The organism is Dehalogenimonas sp. W, assembly GCF_037094495.1.
In the GTDB taxonomy this organism is placed as follows: domain Bacteria; phylum Chloroflexota; class Dehalococcoidia; order Dehalococcoidales; family Dehalococcoidaceae; genus Dehalogenimonas; species Dehalogenimonas loeffleri.
Genome location: NZ_CP146612.1, coordinates 40,415 through 59,917 on the forward strand (window position 1 = coordinate 40,415; position 19,503 = coordinate 59,917).

Below are 19,503 nucleotides of genomic sequence, written 5' to 3' on the forward strand. Positions count from 1 at the left end.
TATGCCTTTTCGCCTCAGCCAAACGAAACGCAAGGCCGAAACGAACGTTGCAAGGTGGGTAATTACAGATTACCCGACGCCTAAGCATAGCACAACCGTATATACCGCAACAAAATGCTATAATCTTAAAGTGACTGATAAAATGGCACTTTTACACTGGGAAGCCGATTCCCTGGGCATTAACCTCAGCGATGATCAGCTAACCAAGTTTGAAACATATTACGCCCGTCTGGTGGCTTGGAACAAGCGGTGCAATTTGACATCGGTCACCGATTATGAAGCCATTCAAACCCGCCATTTTCTGGATTCTCTCAGCATAATTCTGGCAGATGGCGACTTGAATCATAAAACAATAATTGATGTCGGTGCAGGGGCCGGTTTTCCCGGTCTGCCATTGAAGATCGTGTTTCCGGATATGTGTCTGACATTGCTTGAAGCCACCGGTAAAAAGACTGAATTTCTGTCTCATTTATGTGATGAATTAGATTTAAAAAGTGTAACCGTCATTAACGACCGCGCCGAAAATGTGGCTCATAACGCCGGGCATCGCGAAAAGTATGACCTTTCAGTATCCCGCGCCGTAGCCTCTTTGGATACTTTATGTGAACTTTGCCTGCCATTTTGTCGCACCGGCGGTAATTTCATCGCCATGAAAAGACAGGCTGATTTAGAGTTAACATCTGCCGATCAGGCTATGAGCGTACTGGGCGGGCAGCTTAGACAGCGCATCGCGGTAAAATCCAATGCGCTTCCTGACGGAAGCGAACTGCTGGTGATAGAAAAAACGAAAAGCACTCCTTCCGGATTCCCCCGGCGCAACGGTATTCCCGGTAAAAGGCCGCTGTAATAATTAGCCGTTTGCCCGTTTGAGTGCTGAATAGTAAAATATCGTTGTGAAAGCGTTTAGCCGGAGGCAGCTGTTTGGCGAACTTGATTACTGATGACCTAAGTACACTGCTGGATATTCTTCCCCCTGAAATCCGGCTACCGCTGAACAAACAGTCCGACCTCAGTCAACTGATTGAGGTCGTTATGGACCTGGGCCGCCCGCCGGAAGCCCGCTTTCCCCATCAGGAAATCACCTTGCGGCCGCAAGAAGTCACTGAAGCCGACCTGGAATACGTTATAACTCGGGTGAGCACCTTCGGCGGCGATAACCGGGCGGGCATTGAACGGACACTGCACCGGATATCAGCCATCAGAAACCGTAAAGACAAGATTATCGGCCTGACGCTGCGAGTCGGCCGCGCAGTCTTCGGCACTATCAAGATTATTGAAGACCTTATTGAATCCGGAGAAAGCGTTTTAATCATGGGACGCCCGGGTGTGGGAAAAACGACCATGTTACGAGAAGTCGCCCGGGTAGTGTCGGACGACCTGAAAAAACGGGTAGTAATTGTGGACACCTCCAATGAAATCGCCGGTGACGGGGATATCCCTCACCCGGCCATCGGACGGGCTCGCCGGATGCAGGTTAAAGCCCCTGATATGCAACACGCAGTGATGATTGAGGCCGTTGAAAACCATATGCCCGAAGTAATCGTCATTGATGAAATTGGAACTGAATTAGAGGCGCAGGCAGCCAGAACCATTGCCGAAAGAGGCGTTCAGCTGGTCGGCACCGCCCACGGTAATACTTTGACCAACCTGATGCAGAATCCGACACTGGCGGATCTGATTGGTGGTATTCAGGCGGTCACCCTGGGTGATGAGGAAGCCAGACGGCGAGGCACTCAAAAAACCGTACTGGAAAGAAAAGCGCCGCCGACATTTAACATTATTGTGGAAATTCAGGAGCGTGACCAGGTGGCCGTTCACCCTAACGCTGCTGAGGCTGTTGACGCCATTCTCCGGGGGCATCCGCCGGAAACGGAAATCCGCTCCGTCGGTGAGGACGGCAAAATTGAGACTAAAACACTGACGCTGGAACCGCAGAAAAACGGCGTTCATCATCAACCTGATGTCGCCGTCAAGGCTGAAGATGTTGAGACCCCCCGACTGTACCTGTTCGGTATCAACCGGGCCCGCCTGGAACAAACCGCTCAGGAAATGCACCTCAATCTGGTAATAACCGACAAACTGGCGGGGGCCGAAATGTTTGTAACGTCCCGTAACTATTTCCGCCGGCGTCCGCAGCGGGTGCGGGATGCGGAAGACCGCGATATTCCGGTTTATGTTCTTAAAAGCCACACACCCGCCCAGTTCCGTCAATTCCTGGGTATGCTCAGTCACCGCGGACCGGAACTGGAAAAAAGTCCGGATTCACTGACGACCGCCCTTGATGAAGCCCAGGAAGCGGTTCATCAGGTCACCGGAGGCGTTGAACGAGTGGAACTCAGCCCGCAAGGTGCGTATATCAGACGGTTACAACACATGCTGGCGGAACGCAACAAACTAAACTCTGACAGTCTGGGCAAGGAACCGAAACGACGAGTGAGCATCTCCAAACCATGAGCCGGGGACTGTTCATTACCCTGGAAGGCTGCGAGGGTTCCGGTAAAAGCTCGCAGGCCAAAATGTTAGCCGCCCGCTTGAAACAAGAGGGATACGACGCAGTACTGACCAGAGAGCCAGGCGGCACACCTTTGGGAGAAGCGGTTTCCAAGATTCTGAAATGGAGTACACCAGGCTCAATCAATCCCATAGCCGAATTACTGTTGTTCAACGCCTCCAGAGCGCAGCTTGTTACTGACATCATTAACCCTGCCCTTAACACCGGACAAATCGTAATCTGCGACCGCTACACTGATTCTTCCCTGGTGTACCAGGGACTCGGCAGAGGTTTATCTCCGGAAATAATCCAGCACATGAATGATATCGCCATACAGGGGTTGACCCCCGACCTCACCATCCTGCTGGATATTCCGGTGGAAACTGGCCGGGAGCGCAAACGTCACGATACCGCCGACCGCTTTGAGCAGGAATCACTGGATTTCCATTGCCGGGTCAGGGATGCCTACCTGAAACTCGCCGAAGAAGAACCGCAACGCTGGCGCATCGTCAAGGCCGACGCGCCCAAACAGACTATATCCGAAGCCATCTGGCTTCATGTGAAAGGTATGCTTGGTGCCTGATACATGCCATCTGAAACCACACTAACCCTTGAAAGGCGGACAGTTGAAAAAATCCATCTTCCCTTTACTGCTTTTTGGTTTAACATTATTCCAACTGTTTTCCCTTAACGGCACGGTCCAGTCACTATCCGCACTGAACAACAGCCCCGGCACATTTCTTACCGGCCAGACAATGACTAACGCACCCAGCAAGGATGTGGCCCTCGGCGACCTCAATTCCGACGGGTTTACAGATATATTCCTAGCCAACGACAGTGCCGTTGAGGTCTGGATTAATGACGGCTCCGGCACATTTACTTTGCATTGGACTTCGCCTTCCACAGCCAACTCCAAAGCCGTGGCGCTGAGTGATGTAGATGACGATAGCGATTTGGATGCCTTTATTGTAAGAAATGGAGACAATGAGCTTTGGCTTAATGACGGGAACGGTAATTTTTTAAATAGCGGACAAACGCTTGGCAGCGGCGATAGCACCGATGTTGCCACGGGCGACTTCAATGGAGACGGATACCCTGATTTTATTGTAGTCAATTATGCCTCGGCAAATATAATTTTGCTAAATAACGGCGATGGCAGCTTCGGGCTGCCCTTAACGCTTGCATCCAGTAATAACAACAGCAACGGAGTGGCACTCGGTGATCTCAATAACGACGATCATATTGATATTTTCGTCGCCAATACCGGCACTAACAAAGTCTGGTTGAACGACGGAGTGGGTAATTTTCAGTCTTTCTGGACATCACCAAACTCTAAAACCAGCTTCGGCGTGGCCCTGGGCGACCTGAACGGCGACGGTTTTCAAGACGCTTTCGTTACCAATGGCAATGCGCCAAACGAGGTATGGTCCAACACTGGAACCGGCAGCTTCACCGACAGCGGTCAGGCTTTAGGCGGCAGTGCCTGGAGTACCAGTATCGCGTTAGGCGACTTTGACGATGACGGAGACCTGGATGCATTCATTACTAACGGTGTCATTCCGGGTCCGGACAGAGTATTTTTTAATGACGGCACCGGCAATTTCACCGACTCAGGTCAGGTATTTCCCAATAATACCAGCAACAGCGTGGCTCTGGGCGACCTGAACAACGACGGCAGTCTTGACGCCGTAGTCACCGGAGCAAACGGGGCTGTGGTCTGGTTCAACGCTCTTCCAGGAATAACGGTAACGGTTCCCTCTTTAGGTAACGTCTGGACCATCGGCTCTGCACAAATCATCAGATGGATATCCTTTAATGTACTGGGAAACGTTTCAATTGAACTTTCCTACGACAACGGTAACAACTGGACCACCTTGGCAGCCGACACTGCCAATGACGGCGTTTTTGAATGGACGGTAAACGGTACGGCAACCGACCAGGCAGTGGTCAGAATTACTCCGCTGGCCGACACAGATTTGCTGGGAGTAACCGGCAATTTTTCGCTGGAATATCCCGCGCCGGTTGCGATGGAGGATTCCTATGAGACAGGGCAAAATGAGAACCTCATCGTTGATGCCGAGAATGGCGTTCTGGTAAATGACGTTTATGCCGGATTGGAAGCACTGACGGCGTTGCTGGTTGAACAGCCGTCCCATGGAACGCTTAACCTGGCTTCCGACGGCTCATTTACTTATATCCCTGCTGCTGATTACTATGGCAGCGACACGTTTGTTTATCAGGCATCCGACGGCACTGACTACTCTAATGAAGCCGTTGTCACCGTGGCCGTAAGCCTGATAAATGATTCTCCATCAGCGATAAATGACGATTATAACACTCAAAAAAACACTAACATCACCGTGGATGCCTCTTCTGGAATCCTGGCAAATGACAGCGACGCTGATGACGATGAATTAACCGCCGTACTCATAGCAACCGCATCTAACGGAATATTGGAGCTTAACAGCGACGGTTCTTTTATGTACACACCGGTCAATGATTATACCGGTGCCGACTCTTTCAGTTATCAGGCATTTGATGGTTATGAATATTCAAATACTGCTACCGTAACCATCAATGTTGTAGATACATCCCCGGTCATCGTACTAAATCCGGTTGATGTCGCTGCCGTTTATGGAGCCGATGCCATTTTTGAGGCCTCGGCGACTGGTACTCCCGAACCCACAATCCAATGGCAGGAAAGTGTTGATCATGGAATTACCTGGTCCGATATCCCCGGGGGAAACGAACTCTCCTATACTGTTAACCAACCGGACATGGATTTTAATGGACGACAGTTCCGGGCGGTCTTTTCCAATATACATGGCACAACTGATAGTGCAACCGCGATTTTATCCGTCACTCAGCGGGCAGTAACCGTGGCTGCCGATGACGCCGGTAAAATTTATGGCGACGCCGACCCGTTACTAACTTACCGACTGACTGAAGGCGCAATGGTTGAGGGGGATCAATTTACCGGCGGCCTCACCCGTGACATCGGTGAAATTGTCGGCAGTTATGAAATCAAGCAAGGCTCATTGGTCCTGAATCCAAACTACAATCTGACTTTTATCGGCGCAGATTTCGACATTGAGCCGCGTATTGCCTCAGTCACGCCGGATAATAAAAGCAAATTTGTAGGTGAAGCCGACCCGGTGCTGACTGGAACCCTGACCGGTTTTTTAGCTGAAGATAACATCAACGCCGGCTTCAGCCGCATCTCAGGCGAAACTATCGGAGTTTACGAAATAGTTGCTGAGCTTACGCCGGCAGACACCCTGACCAATTACACCATAACCTATCATCAAGGCGTATTTTCCATTGTAGTCAATCCAGCTCCGATCATCATAATTCATCCTCAGCCACAAACCATAACCTATGGCGACAACGTAACCTTCTCCGCCACGGCCGCGGGTAACCCGGCGCCGTCAATTCAATGGCAGTTCAGTGCCGATGACGGGACGACCTGGACAAATATCTTGGCTGAATCAGGCAATTCTGTCACTATCATTGTTCCTGAAATAACCCGAAACGGCTATCTGTACCGGGCACTATTTACCAATGAACACGGTACCGCTGCCAGTAACCCGGTTATACTTACAATAAATCCCAGAATAGTATCCCCAAATGTCACGGTCAAAGACAAAACCTATGACGGCACTATCGTGGCGGAAATAGAAACGCAGTACCTCTCGGGCAATCTGGAAAATGATGATCTTGCCCTCACCGGGGGAATTGCGGTATTTGACTCCCCCGCTGTGGGTCAGGACATACCTGTGAATATAACCGGACTTAATTTAATCGGCGACGATTCGGCGAATTATCTATTATCGTCAGCGGAAACCTCTGCGACCGCAAGTATCCTGAGCCCCGTCTTCAATGGAGAGGAATTTAATGGATCCAAAATAACCGGCGCTGGTTTCTCCGGAAATTTACCCTTCATCGGCGAGGACGGCTTCACCGTCACCAGCAGTTTAGCAACCACGGATAACGGCCAATTGTCTCTATCAATAGAATCGGGAACGTTGGTGGTGGCGCCTGTGAGAGGAGCAGCGGTCACGATATCGGCCACAATTTTGGATAACCCGCCGACTTCTCCGCCGGAACATACCCTGATATCGGCTTACGAACTAGGTCCCGGCGGCATTACATTTGACCCGGCGATTACACTGATCTGGTATTATGAGGGTATAGACCTCCCGGAAAAAGCCGAAGAAACCGCATTGATTGTCGCTTTCTGGAACGGAGCGAACTGGATTGAAATACCCAGCACCTTGGACCCGCAACGCAAAACCATCACCGCCCAGACCAGTCATTTTTCCGTATTCGGTTTAATGGTGCCGGTGCCAGCAACGGTGGTAATTGAAACTCCGGCGCCGGAGCCCACGTCTACACCGCCGGAGGCCACAACTGACCCCACCCCCGTAACGCCGGCTCCTTCAACAGAACCTGCGGATCCGCCATTAACCACTGAGGAGGATATTGACTTCCGTTACCCGGCCGCAGCTTTAGTCGGGGCAATCATTGCCGGAATAATGCTGCTGATTACCAAACCACGTCAGTATCAGTGATTCGGTCAATATTTAACTGGTTTGCCTCAATATATCAACGACGGCCCGGCTCCAGCCATCCGGGCCGACGCCTTTAACAAAAACCAGTTGGGGTACTTTTATTTTGCTCCAACGCTGGGATACCCCCTGGACCTGCATCGGTCGGTCCACCGCCAGCAACATCGGTGTATCATTTTCCGAGTCACCAATACCAAAAGTGAGAATATTCCCATAATTCAGTTTATACAACTCAGTCAGAATCTTTACCGCTTTACCCTTGTCGCTGCCTGAGGTCACAGTATAAAATTTGCCGCCAAAAGCATAACTCAACCCGGCATTTTTGAACTCTGTCAGCAGCAGGTCAATGGCCTGACGGCTTCCCTGTATCTTGAGCGTTTCAGAATATTCCCTCTGTCTGGCTAGTTCCGCAGCCCGGAGATTGAGGCCGGTTTCAATGGCGACTTCCTCAGTGCTCATATCACTGAAAGCACTGACTGCCAGGCTGCCAACGCTCGCATTATTCAAAAGCTGGGCATTGACTTCTTCCAAAACCTGATTCAATCTATGTTTCAATTCCTGATACGGTTGTCCGATTTCCGTCACCACATAATCATCAACCACTTTGTCATAGGAATGAGGGCGATGAAAATAACCCTTGGGAACAAATATGGCCGACCCGTTTTCGGTTATAAAAGGGTCATTAACGCCCAATTCCTGGCGCAATGCCGCCTGCTCCGCCCGGGTCTTTGAGGAACAAAATATCAATGGCGCATCATTTGCCTGCACCTGGCGCAAGGCATTCAAGGCTTCGGTATAGGAGTAATTTACGGGATGGAGCAAGGAGCCGTCCAGGTCAGAGAAGATAATCTTCTTCAATTCCTCCCCCACGGGTCTCATCCCTGGAATAGGCAGAGGCAAGTCTTCCGGCACAAAATATCGGCGAAACTCCCCGCTCAGCGAAGCCGAAAAACGGGACATGTCCACTTGGCGTGGCGGCGGCATCAGCCCCACTAATGGCGGTTCCTGGTCCGGCTCAAGACAACCAGCTTCTACCAATTCATTAAGAATCAGTCGGCGGGTTCTGTCCTGGCACAGCGCGCTGTGATAAATGACAGACAGACTGGGCTGCATCATTTCCAAAACTACATGATCATCGCCTTTTTCAGCGTGCAAATGCGGGTTTACCGTCTCAGTCTGATAGATTTCCACACCTTTTTCTGAGGCTTCTTTGTTGGTAATCGGTAGCATACCGGTGAATTTTTCTAAAATGGAAATGATTTCTTCGGTTTCCACCGCATATCCGGTGCCGTAATCCAGGCGTTCCGCCAGCGCGATGCTCATTGCGTGCTCACCTGCATTGCCGGTTTTTACCACATCAGTTTCAAACTGCCCCATCCCGGAAACCATATTGTTAAGGTGCTTGTTGGTAATCTCGGATACCCGGCCCCATTTTTTAAAATAGATTTCGCCGAAAAGTTTAGGCTTATAGCGCCACAGAATCCGGGCCATAACATAGGGGGTTTTCGCCATACTGAAGGCTGCAGCGTAATGTTTAACATATTCCAGTGCCGCACCTGGAATATAATTATCGGTATCTATAAAGCCGACAAATTCCTTACCCAGAACCTTTGTTAGAATAATCCCCAGAATCATCCCTTCACTCTTGCCGCTGCGGATAAGGTTATCTTCACCCAGAATTTCAGAATAACCAGCCGCGGCGAAAGCGCCGGCTATCGCCGGGTCCTTCTGGTGGACAATCATTGCCTGACGCCGGGTAATCTGGCAAAAACGGCTTAAAATATCATGTTCCACGCGAAAGGCGTCAATGTCGCCGCGCTGACTGTTGGATAATACAATGATAAAACAATCATGGGGAATAGCCGAGAGCACACCTTCAAAGACCTTTACATCCTCATCTTTGATCGGCAAAACGATAACCATTTTCTTTTCAATCTCATCTATAGCCTCTCGCTCAACCTTTTGAACGTCCGCATTTTCGCTGACTTGCGGATTTTTGGCACCAGAGTCTAATTCCAGCACCCGCCGGACGCCAAATATCGTTACTGAGCCGAGATGCTCGGCCTGACGAGTTCGTTCTAAACGCATTGAAACCTCCGGAAAAAACGAAATTAAGGGAATCACACCGCTTATGGAGTTGTAGTTCGCTTATTATTATATCATCAGCAACAACATCACTAAATTTTTAAGGCAATATTCGGGTTTAAAAATAAAAGCGGGGTACGGTTGGACCGTACCCCGCTTTTAAAACCAGACACTATTACTAATAGTCCTAAACGACAGACTCTCCGGTTTCACCGGTTCTGATGCGATAGGCAGCCTCAACCGGTAACACAAATATCTTACCGTCCCCAATCTTTCCAGTTTTAGCTGCTTTTAGAATAGCCTCAACCGCCACATCGCAATCGTCGTCATGACAAATCAATTCCAGTTTCAGTTTGGGCAAAAAGTCTATCCGGTATTCTCCGACCCGCCATTGCAGCGGGATACCTTTTTGCTGACCCCGGCCTGAAACTTCAGTAACGGTCATTCCGATTAAGCCTTTTTCTTCCAGTGCCTTTTTTACGGCATCCAATCTTTCTTCACGAATAATGGCTTCAATCTTCTTCATTTTATTTGATTCCTCCGTAAGCACGTTCCCCGTGTTGAGAAAGGTCAAGCCCCACAATTTCTTCGGCTTCTTTCACCCGTAAGCCCATGGTTTTATCCAGTATTTTGCCGATTATCAGAGTACCGAAGAAAGCGTAGGCCATAGTTGCAGCAACGGCTATTGCCTGGATACCCAGTTGCTCCAGATTGCCTGCCAAAGCACCGTCCACGCCACCAACGGCCGCCGTAGCAAATATACCGGTCGCGAGGGCGCCCCAGATACCCCCGACACCATGCACGGACATGACGTCCAGAGAATCATCAAAGCCTTTACGCGCCTTAAAACTCATTGCCCAGTAACAAACCATGGCGGCAACAGCACCAATGGCCAGGGCTGCCATAGGGGTAACAAACCCTGCTGCGGGAGTAATTGCCACCAGTCCGGCTACGGCACCAGTTACCGCACCCAGTAGGGTTGGACGTCGGCTGCGCCATGACAGGAGTATCCAGACAAAGGCTGCGGCAGCCGCAGCGGTGTTGGTGGTCACAAAGGCATTGGCTGCCGCGCCGTTGGCCGCCAGAGAACTACCGCCGTTAAAACCAAACCAGCCGAACCAGAGCAAGGCCGCCCCCAGCATAACCATGGGGATATTGTTGGGTTCCATAGGTTCCTTGCCCAACCCTCGTCTGGCCCCCAGAAGAACAACCAGAGCAGCAGCGGAAACACCCGCGTTGATATGAACCACTGTACCGCCGGCAAAATCAAGCGCCCCTAATTGGCCAATCCAGCCACCGCCCCAGACCCAGTGAGCGATGGGACCGTAAATAAGCGCCAGCCAAACGCCTGCGAAGACCAGCAGCGTGCTGAACTTGATGCGTTCCACCACTGCACCGGTAATGAGCGCTACAGTGATAATAGCAAACATTCCCTGGAACATCATGAACAGTAAATGGGGAATGGTGGAGCCTTCGGTCGGTTCCATTCCTACGTTATTCAGTCCCAAGAAATCCAGGTTGCCGACGAGACTACTGATATCGGAGCCAAAGCTTAGAGTGTATCCGAATACCACCCATAAAATAGAAACCAGCGCCAGTACGGCAAAGCTCATCATCAGGGTGGAGATGAGGTTCTTTTTCCGTACCATACCGCCGTAGAACAAGGCTACCCCGGGTGTCATCAGCATCACCAGGGCAGTTGAGACCAGAATCCAGGCTGTATCACCTGAGTTCACGTTAGCACCTCCCTTTCATTTTGATAAATCCAGTTTACCAGCCGGTTATTACCTGCCAATTACATTCATGTTACAAGCTTATTAATAGTTTGTTACCGTCAAGTTTCGGCCTTACCCCAACATTTGGCCGTATCCGGCCACCGGCATTTCAATTTGCGCCGCATATTTGAACCGCTTATAATGTCGGTTTGGGAAAATATTGATAATTTAGGCGAAGGACGTATATTTCTGTGGAAGTATCTGAAATCAGTAAAAACAATAAACTTATGATTGATGGGACGCCCTTCGCGGTGGAAAGCGTCAGCTTCGTGAAACCGGGCAAAGGGCGTGCCATCTACCGTCTCAAATTACGGAACCTGTTGACCGGAGTGCTGGCTGAGACCACCTATCATTCAGGTGATAAGTTTGACGAAGCCAGCATAAGCGTACGAGATATGCAATATCTGTTTGAAGAAAACGGCCACTTTCATTTTATGGATACCGAAAGCTACGACCAGCACATCATGGACGAAACCAACGTCGCCGACAAGAAGTACTATCTGAAAGATAGTCTGGGTGTCCAGGTAATGATGTGGGAAGACCGGCCGATTGATTTGATACTGCCCAAAGCCGTGGAACTTTCCGTGATTGAGACGGAGGACGCCATTAAAGGAGCGACGGTCAGTGCTCAACAGAAGACTGCCAGGATGGAGACCGGTCTGGAAATGGGAGTTCCGGCATTCATTAAGGAAGGCGACGTCATCCGGGTAAACACGGGAACCGGCACATATGTGGAGCGGGTGGGCGGCTGATCCCGGCCAATGGATCTGTCCGACTTAGGCGATAAGCATTCCAATCTGAAACTACGCAGTGCCGTTGTCAGGCTGGTAAGGCAATTCTTCCATGAACGGCATTTTTTAGAAGTAGACACCCCGCAACTCGCTCACAACCCCCTGCCCGAGGCCTTTATTGAACCAATCAAGACTGAGTGCGGTTTTCTGTTGCCGTCACCAGAATTGTATATGAAACCTTTGCTAGCGGCCGGTTTTGGCGATATTTTTCAAATAGGCCATTGTTACCGAAAGAACGAATGTGGCATGCATCATCTGGAAGAATTCACCCTGCTGGAATATTACCGTACCGGATTAAATTATCTTGCTCTCGCCCAGGAAACACAATGTCTGTTTACGTTCCTGGCAGAGACGTTGGGTTATTCTGACTCACTGAATTACGAGGGATATGCCATTGACCTGACACCGCCGTGGCCGGAACTATCTATCAGCGAAGCTTTTATGTCTACCTGCGGGTGGGACCCGGTAAAGACGCCTGACCCTGAGAGATTTGACCTTGAACTGGCGACATCGGTGGCCGAACTTAGCCGGCGGCGACCGCTGATAATTTTTGATTTCCCGGCTGATATGGCATCTCTGGCCAGATTACGCACCGATAACCCATCGGTTGCTGAAAGGGCTGAAATTTTCATCGGCGGGTTGGAACTGGCTAATATTTTCAGCGAACTGACTGATCCTGCTGAGCAGCGCCGACGTTTTGAAAAAGAAATGTCAGCCCATCAAGCTACCGGCTACAAAGCGGAGATGCCGGAGGATTTCCTTGACGCATTGCAGTATTTACCCGAATCAGCGGGCGGTGCGCTGGGAATTGACCGTTTAGTGATGCTCTTTTGTGACGCCCCGGATATCAGGAAGGTCAACGCCTTCCCGATCTAAATCTCTACTTCTGCCAGAAATTCTAATGATTCTAGTGCTTCCCAGATTGTACCTTCGGGGGTAGTGACTGCGCTACGGCTGGCCAGCACCTTGCCGCCGAAAGTTCCCATCCGGGTTATCTTGATGACGGTGGCCCCGTGCTTTTTAGCGATTGCTTCAGATAGCGGATGTCCGGTAAAGGGCGGGTGATTAGGATCAGTCAGGGAAACCGGTAAAAAAACATATTTGGAACCGGCGGCTACCGCGTCCACGACATCCCAGGAGATACAATCTGCGCAAATCATCAACCCGATTTGGCCGAATGGGGAAGCAAACGTCACCGGGTCTTTTCCGGGACAGATTTGGAGGTCAACCTCTTCACGGGTGATTTTAATTTTACGGTATGAGGTAACTAAATCACCGTTTTTCCAGACGTAACAGGTATTGTAATAACAATTCCCGTCTCGCTCCAGAATACTTCCGCCGATAATATAGCCAGGAAAAACCCGACTGGCCTTCTCCAGCATGTCATATGCCGGCTTACCGGTTTCCTGATAGCAGCTTTCAAGCGTATACTGCTTTTTATAGTCCCCTCCAGGTATTGCAAAAAACTCAGGCAGGGCAAAAAAGTCAGCTTCCGATTTAGTAATAGCGTCATAGGCTTTAGTGATATTGGTATCGGCGTCACCGGTGTCGGCAATTTGATAAATAGCAACTTTCATGTTAGTTACAGTGCTCCCCGATCCAAAGACGGAGACCGCATCATATTGTTCATATAGCGGGTCAATTGCTCAAGCAGTTCTTGTACAGCGGCGCTTTTATATTCTTTTACCAGCGAATCCACCAGCTTTTTTACCGGTACAATCTCCGTAATCCGGTGTACGTTAGAGCCGCAGAAGGCGAAACCGCCGCTCAACCGCCCGCGTTGGGCGTTCAACAGCGCCACAAATATGCAATATGGACTTGTCTGGTAATCGCAGGTTTTAACACAGTGCTGCGGACACTTAAAAGGCTGTTTCTTTCCAGCGGCGACGTTGGCCAGATATTCATTGCCCAAAGCCCGACCGGGCATGCCGACCGGACTTTTAATAATGACCGCATCACCCGCCTCAGATTCAACATAAGCTTGCTTAAATGCCGGAGAGGCATCACACTCATCTGTAGCTACAAATCTGGTGGCCATTTGAACTCCGGCGGCACCCAGTCTCAAAAACTTAAAAATGTCTTCACCGGAATAGACGCCACCGGCAGCAATGACAGGTATCGGTTTCCCGGCCTTAGCAGCGAAAGGTTTAACCGCCTCAATCACTTCGGGTACCAACCGCTCCAGCTGGTTTTCAGCCGCGTCAAGTTCTTCAGCCTTGAAACCCAGATGACCACCAGCTTTAGGGCCCTCAACAACAAACCCATCGGGCGTATAATTGAAGTCATCCTGCCATTTTTTACACAGAATACGGGCAGCCCGGGCCGATGACACTATGGGCACCAGCTTGGTGTGTTGATTGCCGTCTAAAAGTTCCGGCAACCGCAATGGTAAGCCGGCTCCGGCAAAAATTATATCTATTTTCTCTTCAATTGCAGTTTTCACCAGTGTTGCGAAATCAGTAAGGGCTACCATGATATTGACGCCCAGAACACCTTTAGTCAACGACCGAGCCCGCCTGATTTCTTTCCGTAAGCCACGGATGTTGGCTTCAAAAAAGTTTTTATGAAAATCAGGTTCAAAAAGACCGACCCCCGGAGCGGCAATAACACCGATACCGCCGGCGTTGGCCACGGCCGAAGCCAGTCCGGAAAGGGAAATACCAACCGCCATACCACCCTGCACAATGGGTAATCGGGCTTTATGCGGCCCTATCCGTAAAACCGGAGGTTTGTACCATTTGGCCAATTCTTCAATTTCAGCAACCACACTCGGTTTGGTTGTCGTTTCCAATTGTGTCTCCTTTGGAGTATCCCTCATAGCTGAAGGGTATAGAAAATTGATTCCGGCGTCAAGTTAATTCTGGTTTTTTATTTCACCTGAAATATGGTAACCCATACCCGGCTTGCTCTGAATAACCGGCCGGGAATTACGGCCCGTTTCCAACTTACGGCGGAGACGTCCGATATACACCCTCAGGGCATTGATGGAACCCGGGTAATTCTCGCCCCAGATAATCTCCGAAAGCTTTTCATGAGCTACCACCTTACCCTTGTTGCGCATCAACAAAGCCATGATCAAACCTTCAGTACGGGTTAATTCAATCGGCTCACCATCTCCGGTATCCAGATGATTTCGAGCGGTATCCAGAGTAAATCCACCGTAGTTAATGATCGCCGGTTCACTAGCCGCCGCCTGTCGCCGAAGCAAGGTCCTGACTCTTGCCAGCAGTTCCAACTGGCGGAAGGGTTTGACCACATAGTCATCCGCACCCCACTCCAGCCCTTTTACAATGTCCTTTTCATCACCGCGAGCAGTCAGTACAATTATAAGTACCTGAGAAAACATCCTTAATTCTTTCAAAACGTCAAACCCGTCTTTGTCCGGCAAACCCAAATCAAGAATGACTACGTCAGGAGATTCCCGTTGGGTTAACGCCACTCCCTCCTCCCCAAACCGCGCAGTCAACAGCTCCACTTCCGGCATATTCATATTGAAGGCCAGCTCGAGGTAATCCACAATAGTCCGGTCATCCTCAATTATCAGGACTTTCATTCAGTCGCCTCCTTATTCAAGTTCTCTCGTTTGGTGACCGGAATCCGCACAGTAAAGGTACTACCAACACCTTCCCGGCTTTCCAAACTGATAGTTCCGCCATGTAGATCTACCAGCCTTTGGGCCAGCGCCAGACCTAAACCTAAACCACCGTGGCGGGAACCGCTTTTTTTCAGCCGGCGATAAGGTAAAAAAACGTCTTCCTGTTCGTCAGCAGCAATACCCAGTCCATCATCCTGGACCCGTACCGACAGAAACTCGCCGTCAATATCAGCGGCGAGTTCAATCTTCCCGCCCCGAGGTGTGTATTTGAAGGCATTGTTCAATAAATTCATCAATACCTGACCCAAACGGGTCGGGTCCGCCCAAACCCGACCCAATCCGTCCGGAACGGTAACGGTAAATATTTGTTCATTGGCTACAGCTTCCTGACGGGCATATTCGGCAGTTTCACTAATCAGCCTGGCTGCGTCAACAGACGAACAATTTAACTCCAATAGCCCCATTTGCCCTTTTTCCAAATCAAACAGCTGGCCGACGGTCTGATTCAGATTCAGAGCCCCCATCCGAACATTCTTTGCCAGTTTACGCCATGGATCCTCTTTCAAGCCGTTAGCCAGGGCTTCACTGGCGCCCAGCAACGGGGTCAAAGGAGTTTTAAGATCATGAACAAGCGCATGGGTGAATAACCGCCGCTGTTCAATTTGCTCGGTAAGCTGGGTATTCACCTGAGCCAGTGCCGCGGTACGTTCTTCAACAAGCTGTTCAAGTCGGGTTTGATGTAATATCAATTCCTGTTCCATCAGTTTGCGGTCGGTAACATCGGTGACGATGATTCCCAAACCGTCATTAACCTGGAAAACCTTAACCTCAAAAAAAAGACCTCCTTTTTTAGGGTCAGTGGCGGCAACAGCATAACTAATGCTCCGGCCGCCAGCCAGGACACCCTGATATTCATCGGCATGTTCCGCCACTCCGATGCGGTTTCCAAGTTCAAACAGATGCCGACCAAGCGCTTGTTCCCGCGGCATCCCAAGCTGGGTAAGCGCTGCGGCATTGAACTCAACCAGCTTTAACGCCCCATCATAGAGATAAAAAGCATCGGTGGCTGAGGTAATGAAAGCAGACAATTGTTGCTGCGACTCCTTGAGGGCACACTCGGCTTCTTTACGGCGGGTGACATCCCAAGCAAAGACAAAGTTGTACTCCTTCTCGCCGTACTTAACGTAGCTGCCACTGATTTCAACCGGAAACATCCGTCCATCGCGGGTTCGGAATAACGACTCCAGGACGGCGGTTTGGACTTTTTTGAAGTGTTCCCACATCATCGGCCAGAGTCCGGGTGAAAAATTGGTATCCACCTGGTGGATGGTCATATTTAATAGTTCATCCATAGAATAGCCCAGCAGCTTGACGGCACCTTCGTTAGCGTAGACAATTTTCCCGGACTGATCTACCCAGAAGATCAAGCCTCCGGATTTATCTAAAAAAAAGCGGCTGATATATAATGCTTCGCTGGTCTGCCGGCGCCGGGTGATATCCCGGACGAACACCGCCGCTCTTGTTTGTCCGCCGACCTGAACCATCCGGCTGCCGACCTCAACAGGAATCCGGATGCCGTCAGATTTAATGATTTCATATTCCTGATCAGCGTGTGCCGTTTGGAATGGCTTTGTGTCGGTAGCAATTTGGAAATCAGGAATCAGATCTGTAATATTTTGGGGCAGAGTGTCAACAGCTCCCAGACCTGACAGTGCTGACATCGCCGCATTAACCGCCAGAATGCGACCGTCGGGATAATCAATTAACACGACGCCCCAGGGCATTAGCTGAAATAACTGGTGTATTTCGCCCGCCAGGGCGTCGCCAATCGTCACCGCGCCTGTCCCGTCCGGCGGTTTCACCGGTTCATCATGTACCCGATGCAATTCATCGCCCATCAGGGTACATTATAATTGATAACTTTGCGTTTGTGAATTTATTTTTCAAGTACAACATCCTGAATAACAATATTTAATCTTCTACCACCACAGCGTTTGACAGCGCCTTCAGCACCACTTCAGACAACGCCGGATGAATATGGATACCGGATGCTATATGATTCAAGCCGCCGTCAACGGCCATCGCGTTAATAACTTCCTGAATGAGCACTGAGGCCCATGGGCCAACCACATGAGCACCCAGTATTCGGCCGGTTTCCCGTTGCAGAATAACTTTAAAAAAACCATCTTCATTCATCATCGCAGTTCCCAGCGCCGTATCCTTGTAATCAGCCCGCCCAATCATGATTTTATATTCCTTGGCGGCGGCTGACTGGGATAGCCCTACCGAGGCAACCTGGGGATGGGTAAAAACCGCATGCGGCGAGGCCTTATAGTCCATTTTTTCCCTTTGTCCGTGGAGACCGTTGGCGGCCGCGACCGCCGCTTCAGCGTGGCCGGTATGGGTAAAAAGTTCCCGGCCGTTAATGTCCCCAACGGCGTAAATACCCTTAAGGTTGGTTTCCAGATATTCGTCAACATTGATAAACCCATTAGGGTCTTGCTTAATCCCGCCCTTATCCACCTTCAACAGGTCAGCATTAGATTGCCGGCCGGCGGCCACCAGCAATTTTTCCGCGGAAATCGTTTTAACGTCACTGGCTCCGGATTGTCGGTAAGACACTTCTATCCGACCATCCGCAGCCTGACCCGTTGCCGTAACCTCGGCACTGGTCAACAACGTCATCCGCGCTCCCAATGCCCTGGTCACAACTTCAGAAATTTCCGGCTCTTCTCCAGGGAGAATGGTTGATTGCATCTCCAACACCGTAACCTCGGTACCCATGGCTTCAAAAAAATGGGCAAATTCAACGCCAACGTAACCACCGCCGATAATTATCAGGCTCTCGGGCGCATGGGTCAGATTTAGTAAAGATTCATTATTAAGATACTCTACCGTATCCAACCCCTTAATCGGCGGCAGTAGTGGCCGGGTACCAGCGGCAATAAATATTTTTTCAGCTTTAAGCTTCTGGTCCCCGACCTGCAAAGTGTAAGGCGCGATAAATTCCCCTGTTCCGTCATAAAATTCCAGTTCCGAAGAATTTTCCAAATACCGGCGAATGCCCGCACGATCATCATTGACCACCTGGTGCATGCGCCGCATGATCGCGCCAAAATCAATACTGCTGACCTCCGCAGATATTCCCAATCTGGAGGCCTCTCTGATTTCCATCACCCGATCCGCCGGGAAAATCAGCATCTTGGATGGGATACAACCGGCATTCAGGCAGGTGCCCCCGGTCGGCCCCCGATCAATCAAGGCAGTTTTCATCCCGTGCTCTACAGCCATATCCAGTATATCCAGCCCCGCTCCGGAACCAATCACAATCACATCGTATTTTTTCATCAGAATATCCTCCAGTCATTCATCATTGTAACATCCGCTAAACCTAAACCGTAACCATTGATAAAATTTTGACTGTCGGTTGCCTAAACGCAGGAACGCTTCTATACTGATATAAACAGGCAGAGGTGAAATATGTGGCATTTTGAAACCAGTTTCTCTGAGATAATTACCCGTGCCCCCGGCGTTAAGTCTTTCCGGTTTCCCATATCCTCCGCCACCGCGCCGTTTCAACCAGGCCAGTATTTCTTCGTCACCTTAAAGGTAAATGGGGAGGAATCACTGCATCATTTCACGATATCCAGCGCTCCCAGCGATCCGCACCTGGAATTTACCAAACGAATCACTGAACATCCCTATTCTCTGGCACTAGATGCCGCCAAACCCGGCGAAAAAGTCAGCATTCAGGGCCCGATGGGCAATTTTTTGCTACCGCATGAACCTGCCAAAATCGTCTTTCTGACCGGAGGCATCGGCATAACTCCGGTCAGAAGCATGATCGGGTATATCGCCACCAAAAATTTGGATTTTGATATCATTATTATCTGTGGTAACCAGCGGCAGCAGGATATCGTTTTTCACGATGAATTTGAGCTCTTAGCGAAGGGGCTGAGTTCAGTGCGAATCATCAACGTTCTGACGGAACCCCCGGATGGCTGGGCCGGATTGACTGGACTGATTAATAAAAAGTTAATTACGGACACGGTTCCCGACTACAGAGAAAGGATATTTTATGTCTCGGGGCCGCCCAAAATGGTAATGGCGCTTCAGGAACAACTCGGAGCGCTTAAAATACCGATGAACAACATCGTAAGGGACTCATTTACCGGTTATGATGACTAAACGGTTGCCG

Annotated in this window: 15 protein-coding genes; 7 read left to right on the top strand and 8 right to left on the bottom strand. The window is 50.1% G+C overall.

The features are described from left to right. The first annotated feature begins 142 nt into the window (after nt 1-142). The 4 genes from rsmG to V8247_RS00240 all read left to right on the top strand — a co-directional run bounded on the left by rsmG (nt 143) and on the right by V8247_RS00240 (nt 7,062). Nucleotides 143-847, top strand: a complete 705-nt coding sequence (rsmG, locus tag V8247_RS00225; RefSeq protein ID WP_338737572.1) for a 16S rRNA (guanine(527)-N(7))-methyltransferase RsmG — start codon at nt 143-145, stop codon at nt 845-847. Nucleotides 848-921: 74 nt separating this feature from the next. Then, nucleotides 922-2,454: a R3H domain-containing nucleic acid-binding protein gene (locus V8247_RS00230; RefSeq protein WP_338737573.1), complete on the top strand. Its 1,533-nt coding sequence runs from the start codon at nt 922-924 to the stop codon at nt 2,452-2,454. Beyond that, nucleotides 2,451-3,074, top strand: coding sequence for a dTMP kinase (gene tmk / locus V8247_RS00235; RefSeq protein ID WP_338737574.1), 624 nt, complete (start codon nt 2,451-2,453; stop codon nt 3,072-3,074). The genes V8247_RS00230 and tmk overlap by 4 nt, the downstream gene beginning before the upstream one ends. Nucleotides 3,075-3,117: 43 nt before the next feature. Next, nucleotides 3,118-7,062 carry an FG-GAP-like repeat-containing protein gene (locus tag V8247_RS00240; RefSeq protein WP_338737575.1) on the top strand — a complete coding sequence of 1,315 codons (3,945 nt, stop codon included), beginning with the start codon at nt 3,118-3,120 and terminating at the stop codon, nt 7,060-7,062. Between the two features lie 12 nt (nt 7,063-7,074). Here the strand turns inward: V8247_RS00240 and V8247_RS00245 are convergent, their stop codons facing one another. The 3 genes from V8247_RS00245 to V8247_RS00255 all read right to left on the bottom strand — a co-directional run bounded on the left by V8247_RS00245 (nt 7,075) and on the right by V8247_RS00255 (nt 10,880). Beyond that, on the bottom strand, nt 7,075-9,147 hold the full coding sequence (locus V8247_RS00245) for a bifunctional mannosyl-3-phosphoglycerate synthase/mannosyl-3 phosphoglycerate phosphatase (protein ID WP_338737576.1): 2,073 nt from the start codon (nt 9,145-9,147) through the stop codon (nt 7,075-7,077). Between the two features lie 184 nt (nt 9,148-9,331). Then, nucleotides 9,332-9,670 (bottom strand): P-II family nitrogen regulator, encoded by a 339-nt coding sequence (locus V8247_RS00250; protein WP_338737577.1) that lies wholly within the window; start codon nt 9,668-9,670, stop codon nt 9,332-9,334. Nucleotide 9,671: 1 nt separating this feature from the next. Further along, complete coding sequence (locus tag V8247_RS00255; protein ID WP_338737578.1) at nt 9,672-10,880, bottom strand: ammonium transporter; 1,209 nt, start codon at nt 10,878-10,880, stop codon at nt 9,672-9,674. 230 nt (nt 10,881-11,110) lie between these two features. On the opposite strand from V8247_RS00255, the gene efp reads away from it, so the two are divergent. Together efp and V8247_RS00265 are read left to right on the top strand one after the other, a co-directional pair. Continuing rightward, complete coding sequence (efp, locus tag V8247_RS00260) at nt 11,111-11,671, top strand: elongation factor P (protein WP_338737579.1); 561 nt, start codon at nt 11,111-11,113, stop codon at nt 11,669-11,671. Between the two features lie 9 nt (nt 11,672-11,680). After that, nucleotides 11,681-12,586 (top strand): amino acid--tRNA ligase-related protein, encoded by a 906-nt coding sequence (locus V8247_RS00265; RefSeq protein ID WP_338737580.1) that lies wholly within the window; start codon nt 11,681-11,683, stop codon nt 12,584-12,586. Here the strand turns inward: V8247_RS00265 and V8247_RS00270 are convergent. The 5 genes from V8247_RS00270 to V8247_RS00290 form a co-directional block, all read right to left on the bottom strand. Then, the gene (locus tag V8247_RS00270; protein ID WP_338737581.1) at nt 12,583-13,287 is read right to left on the bottom strand and encodes a carbon-nitrogen hydrolase family protein; all 705 of its coding nucleotides are present in this window, start codon (nt 13,285-13,287) and stop codon (nt 12,583-12,585) included. The two genes, V8247_RS00265 and V8247_RS00270, sit on opposite strands and share 4 nt — an antisense overlap. A 5-nt stretch (nt 13,288-13,292) precedes the next feature. After that, the gene (locus V8247_RS00275) at nt 13,293-14,456 is read right to left on the bottom strand and encodes a nitronate monooxygenase (protein ID WP_338739382.1); all 1,164 of its coding nucleotides are present in this window, start codon (nt 14,454-14,456) and stop codon (nt 13,293-13,295) included. Between the two features lie 108 nt (nt 14,457-14,564). Continuing rightward, on the bottom strand, nt 14,565-15,263 hold the full coding sequence (locus V8247_RS00280; protein ID WP_338737583.1) for a response regulator transcription factor: 699 nt from the start codon (nt 15,261-15,263) through the stop codon (nt 14,565-14,567). Further along, on the bottom strand, nt 15,260-17,203 hold the full coding sequence (locus V8247_RS00285) for a PAS domain S-box protein (protein WP_338737585.1): 1,944 nt from the start codon (nt 17,201-17,203) through the stop codon (nt 15,260-15,262). Before V8247_RS00285 ends, V8247_RS00280 begins: the two co-directional genes overlap by 4 nt. A gap of 73 nt (nt 17,204-17,276) precedes the next feature. Further along, nucleotides 17,277-18,653 (bottom strand): dihydrolipoyl dehydrogenase, encoded by a 1,377-nt coding sequence (locus V8247_RS00290; protein WP_338737587.1) that lies wholly within the window; start codon nt 18,651-18,653, stop codon nt 17,277-17,279. Between the two features lie 132 nt (nt 18,654-18,785). Here V8247_RS00290 and V8247_RS00295 point away from each other — a divergent pair, with 132 nt between their 5' ends. Continuing rightward, nucleotides 18,786-19,493, top strand: coding sequence for an FAD-dependent oxidoreductase (locus V8247_RS00295; protein WP_338737589.1), 708 nt, complete (start codon nt 18,786-18,788; stop codon nt 19,491-19,493). Nucleotides 19,494-19,503: the final 10 nt, after the last annotated feature.

What these genes read in the sequence shown, in the direction of transcription:
- V8247_RS00250 (WP_338737577.1), bottom strand. Translation starts at nt 9,670, where the DNA reads ATGAAGAAGATTGAAGCCATTATTCGTGAAGAAAGATTGGATGCCGTA.
- V8247_RS00295 (WP_338737589.1), top strand. Translation starts at nt 18,786, where the DNA reads ATGTGGCATTTTGAAACCAGTTTCTCTGAGATAATTACCCGTGCCCCC.
- rsmG (WP_338737572.1), top strand. Translation starts at nt 143, where the DNA reads ATGGCACTTTTACACTGGGAAGCCGATTCCCTGGGCATTAACCTCAGC.
- V8247_RS00245 (WP_338737576.1), bottom strand. Translation starts at nt 9,147, where the DNA reads ATGCGTTTAGAACGAACTCGTCAGGCCGAGCATCTCGGCTCAGTAACG.
- V8247_RS00290 (WP_338737587.1), bottom strand. Translation starts at nt 18,653, where the DNA reads ATGAAAAAATACGATGTGATTGTGATTGGTTCCGGAGCGGGGCTGGAT.
- V8247_RS00280 (WP_338737583.1), bottom strand. Translation starts at nt 15,263, where the DNA reads ATGAAAGTCCTGATAATTGAGGATGACCGGACTATTGTGGATTACCTC.
- V8247_RS00265 (WP_338737580.1), top strand. Translation starts at nt 11,681, where the DNA reads ATGGATCTGTCCGACTTAGGCGATAAGCATTCCAATCTGAAACTACGC.
- V8247_RS00270 (WP_338737581.1), bottom strand. Translation starts at nt 13,287, where the DNA reads ATGAAAGTTGCTATTTATCAAATTGCCGACACCGGTGACGCCGATACC.
- V8247_RS00285 (WP_338737585.1), bottom strand. Translation starts at nt 17,203, where the DNA reads ATGGGCGATGAATTGCATCGGGTACATGATGAACCGGTGAAACCGCCG.
- tmk (WP_338737574.1), top strand. Translation starts at nt 2,451, where the DNA reads ATGAGCCGGGGACTGTTCATTACCCTGGAAGGCTGCGAGGGTTCCGGT.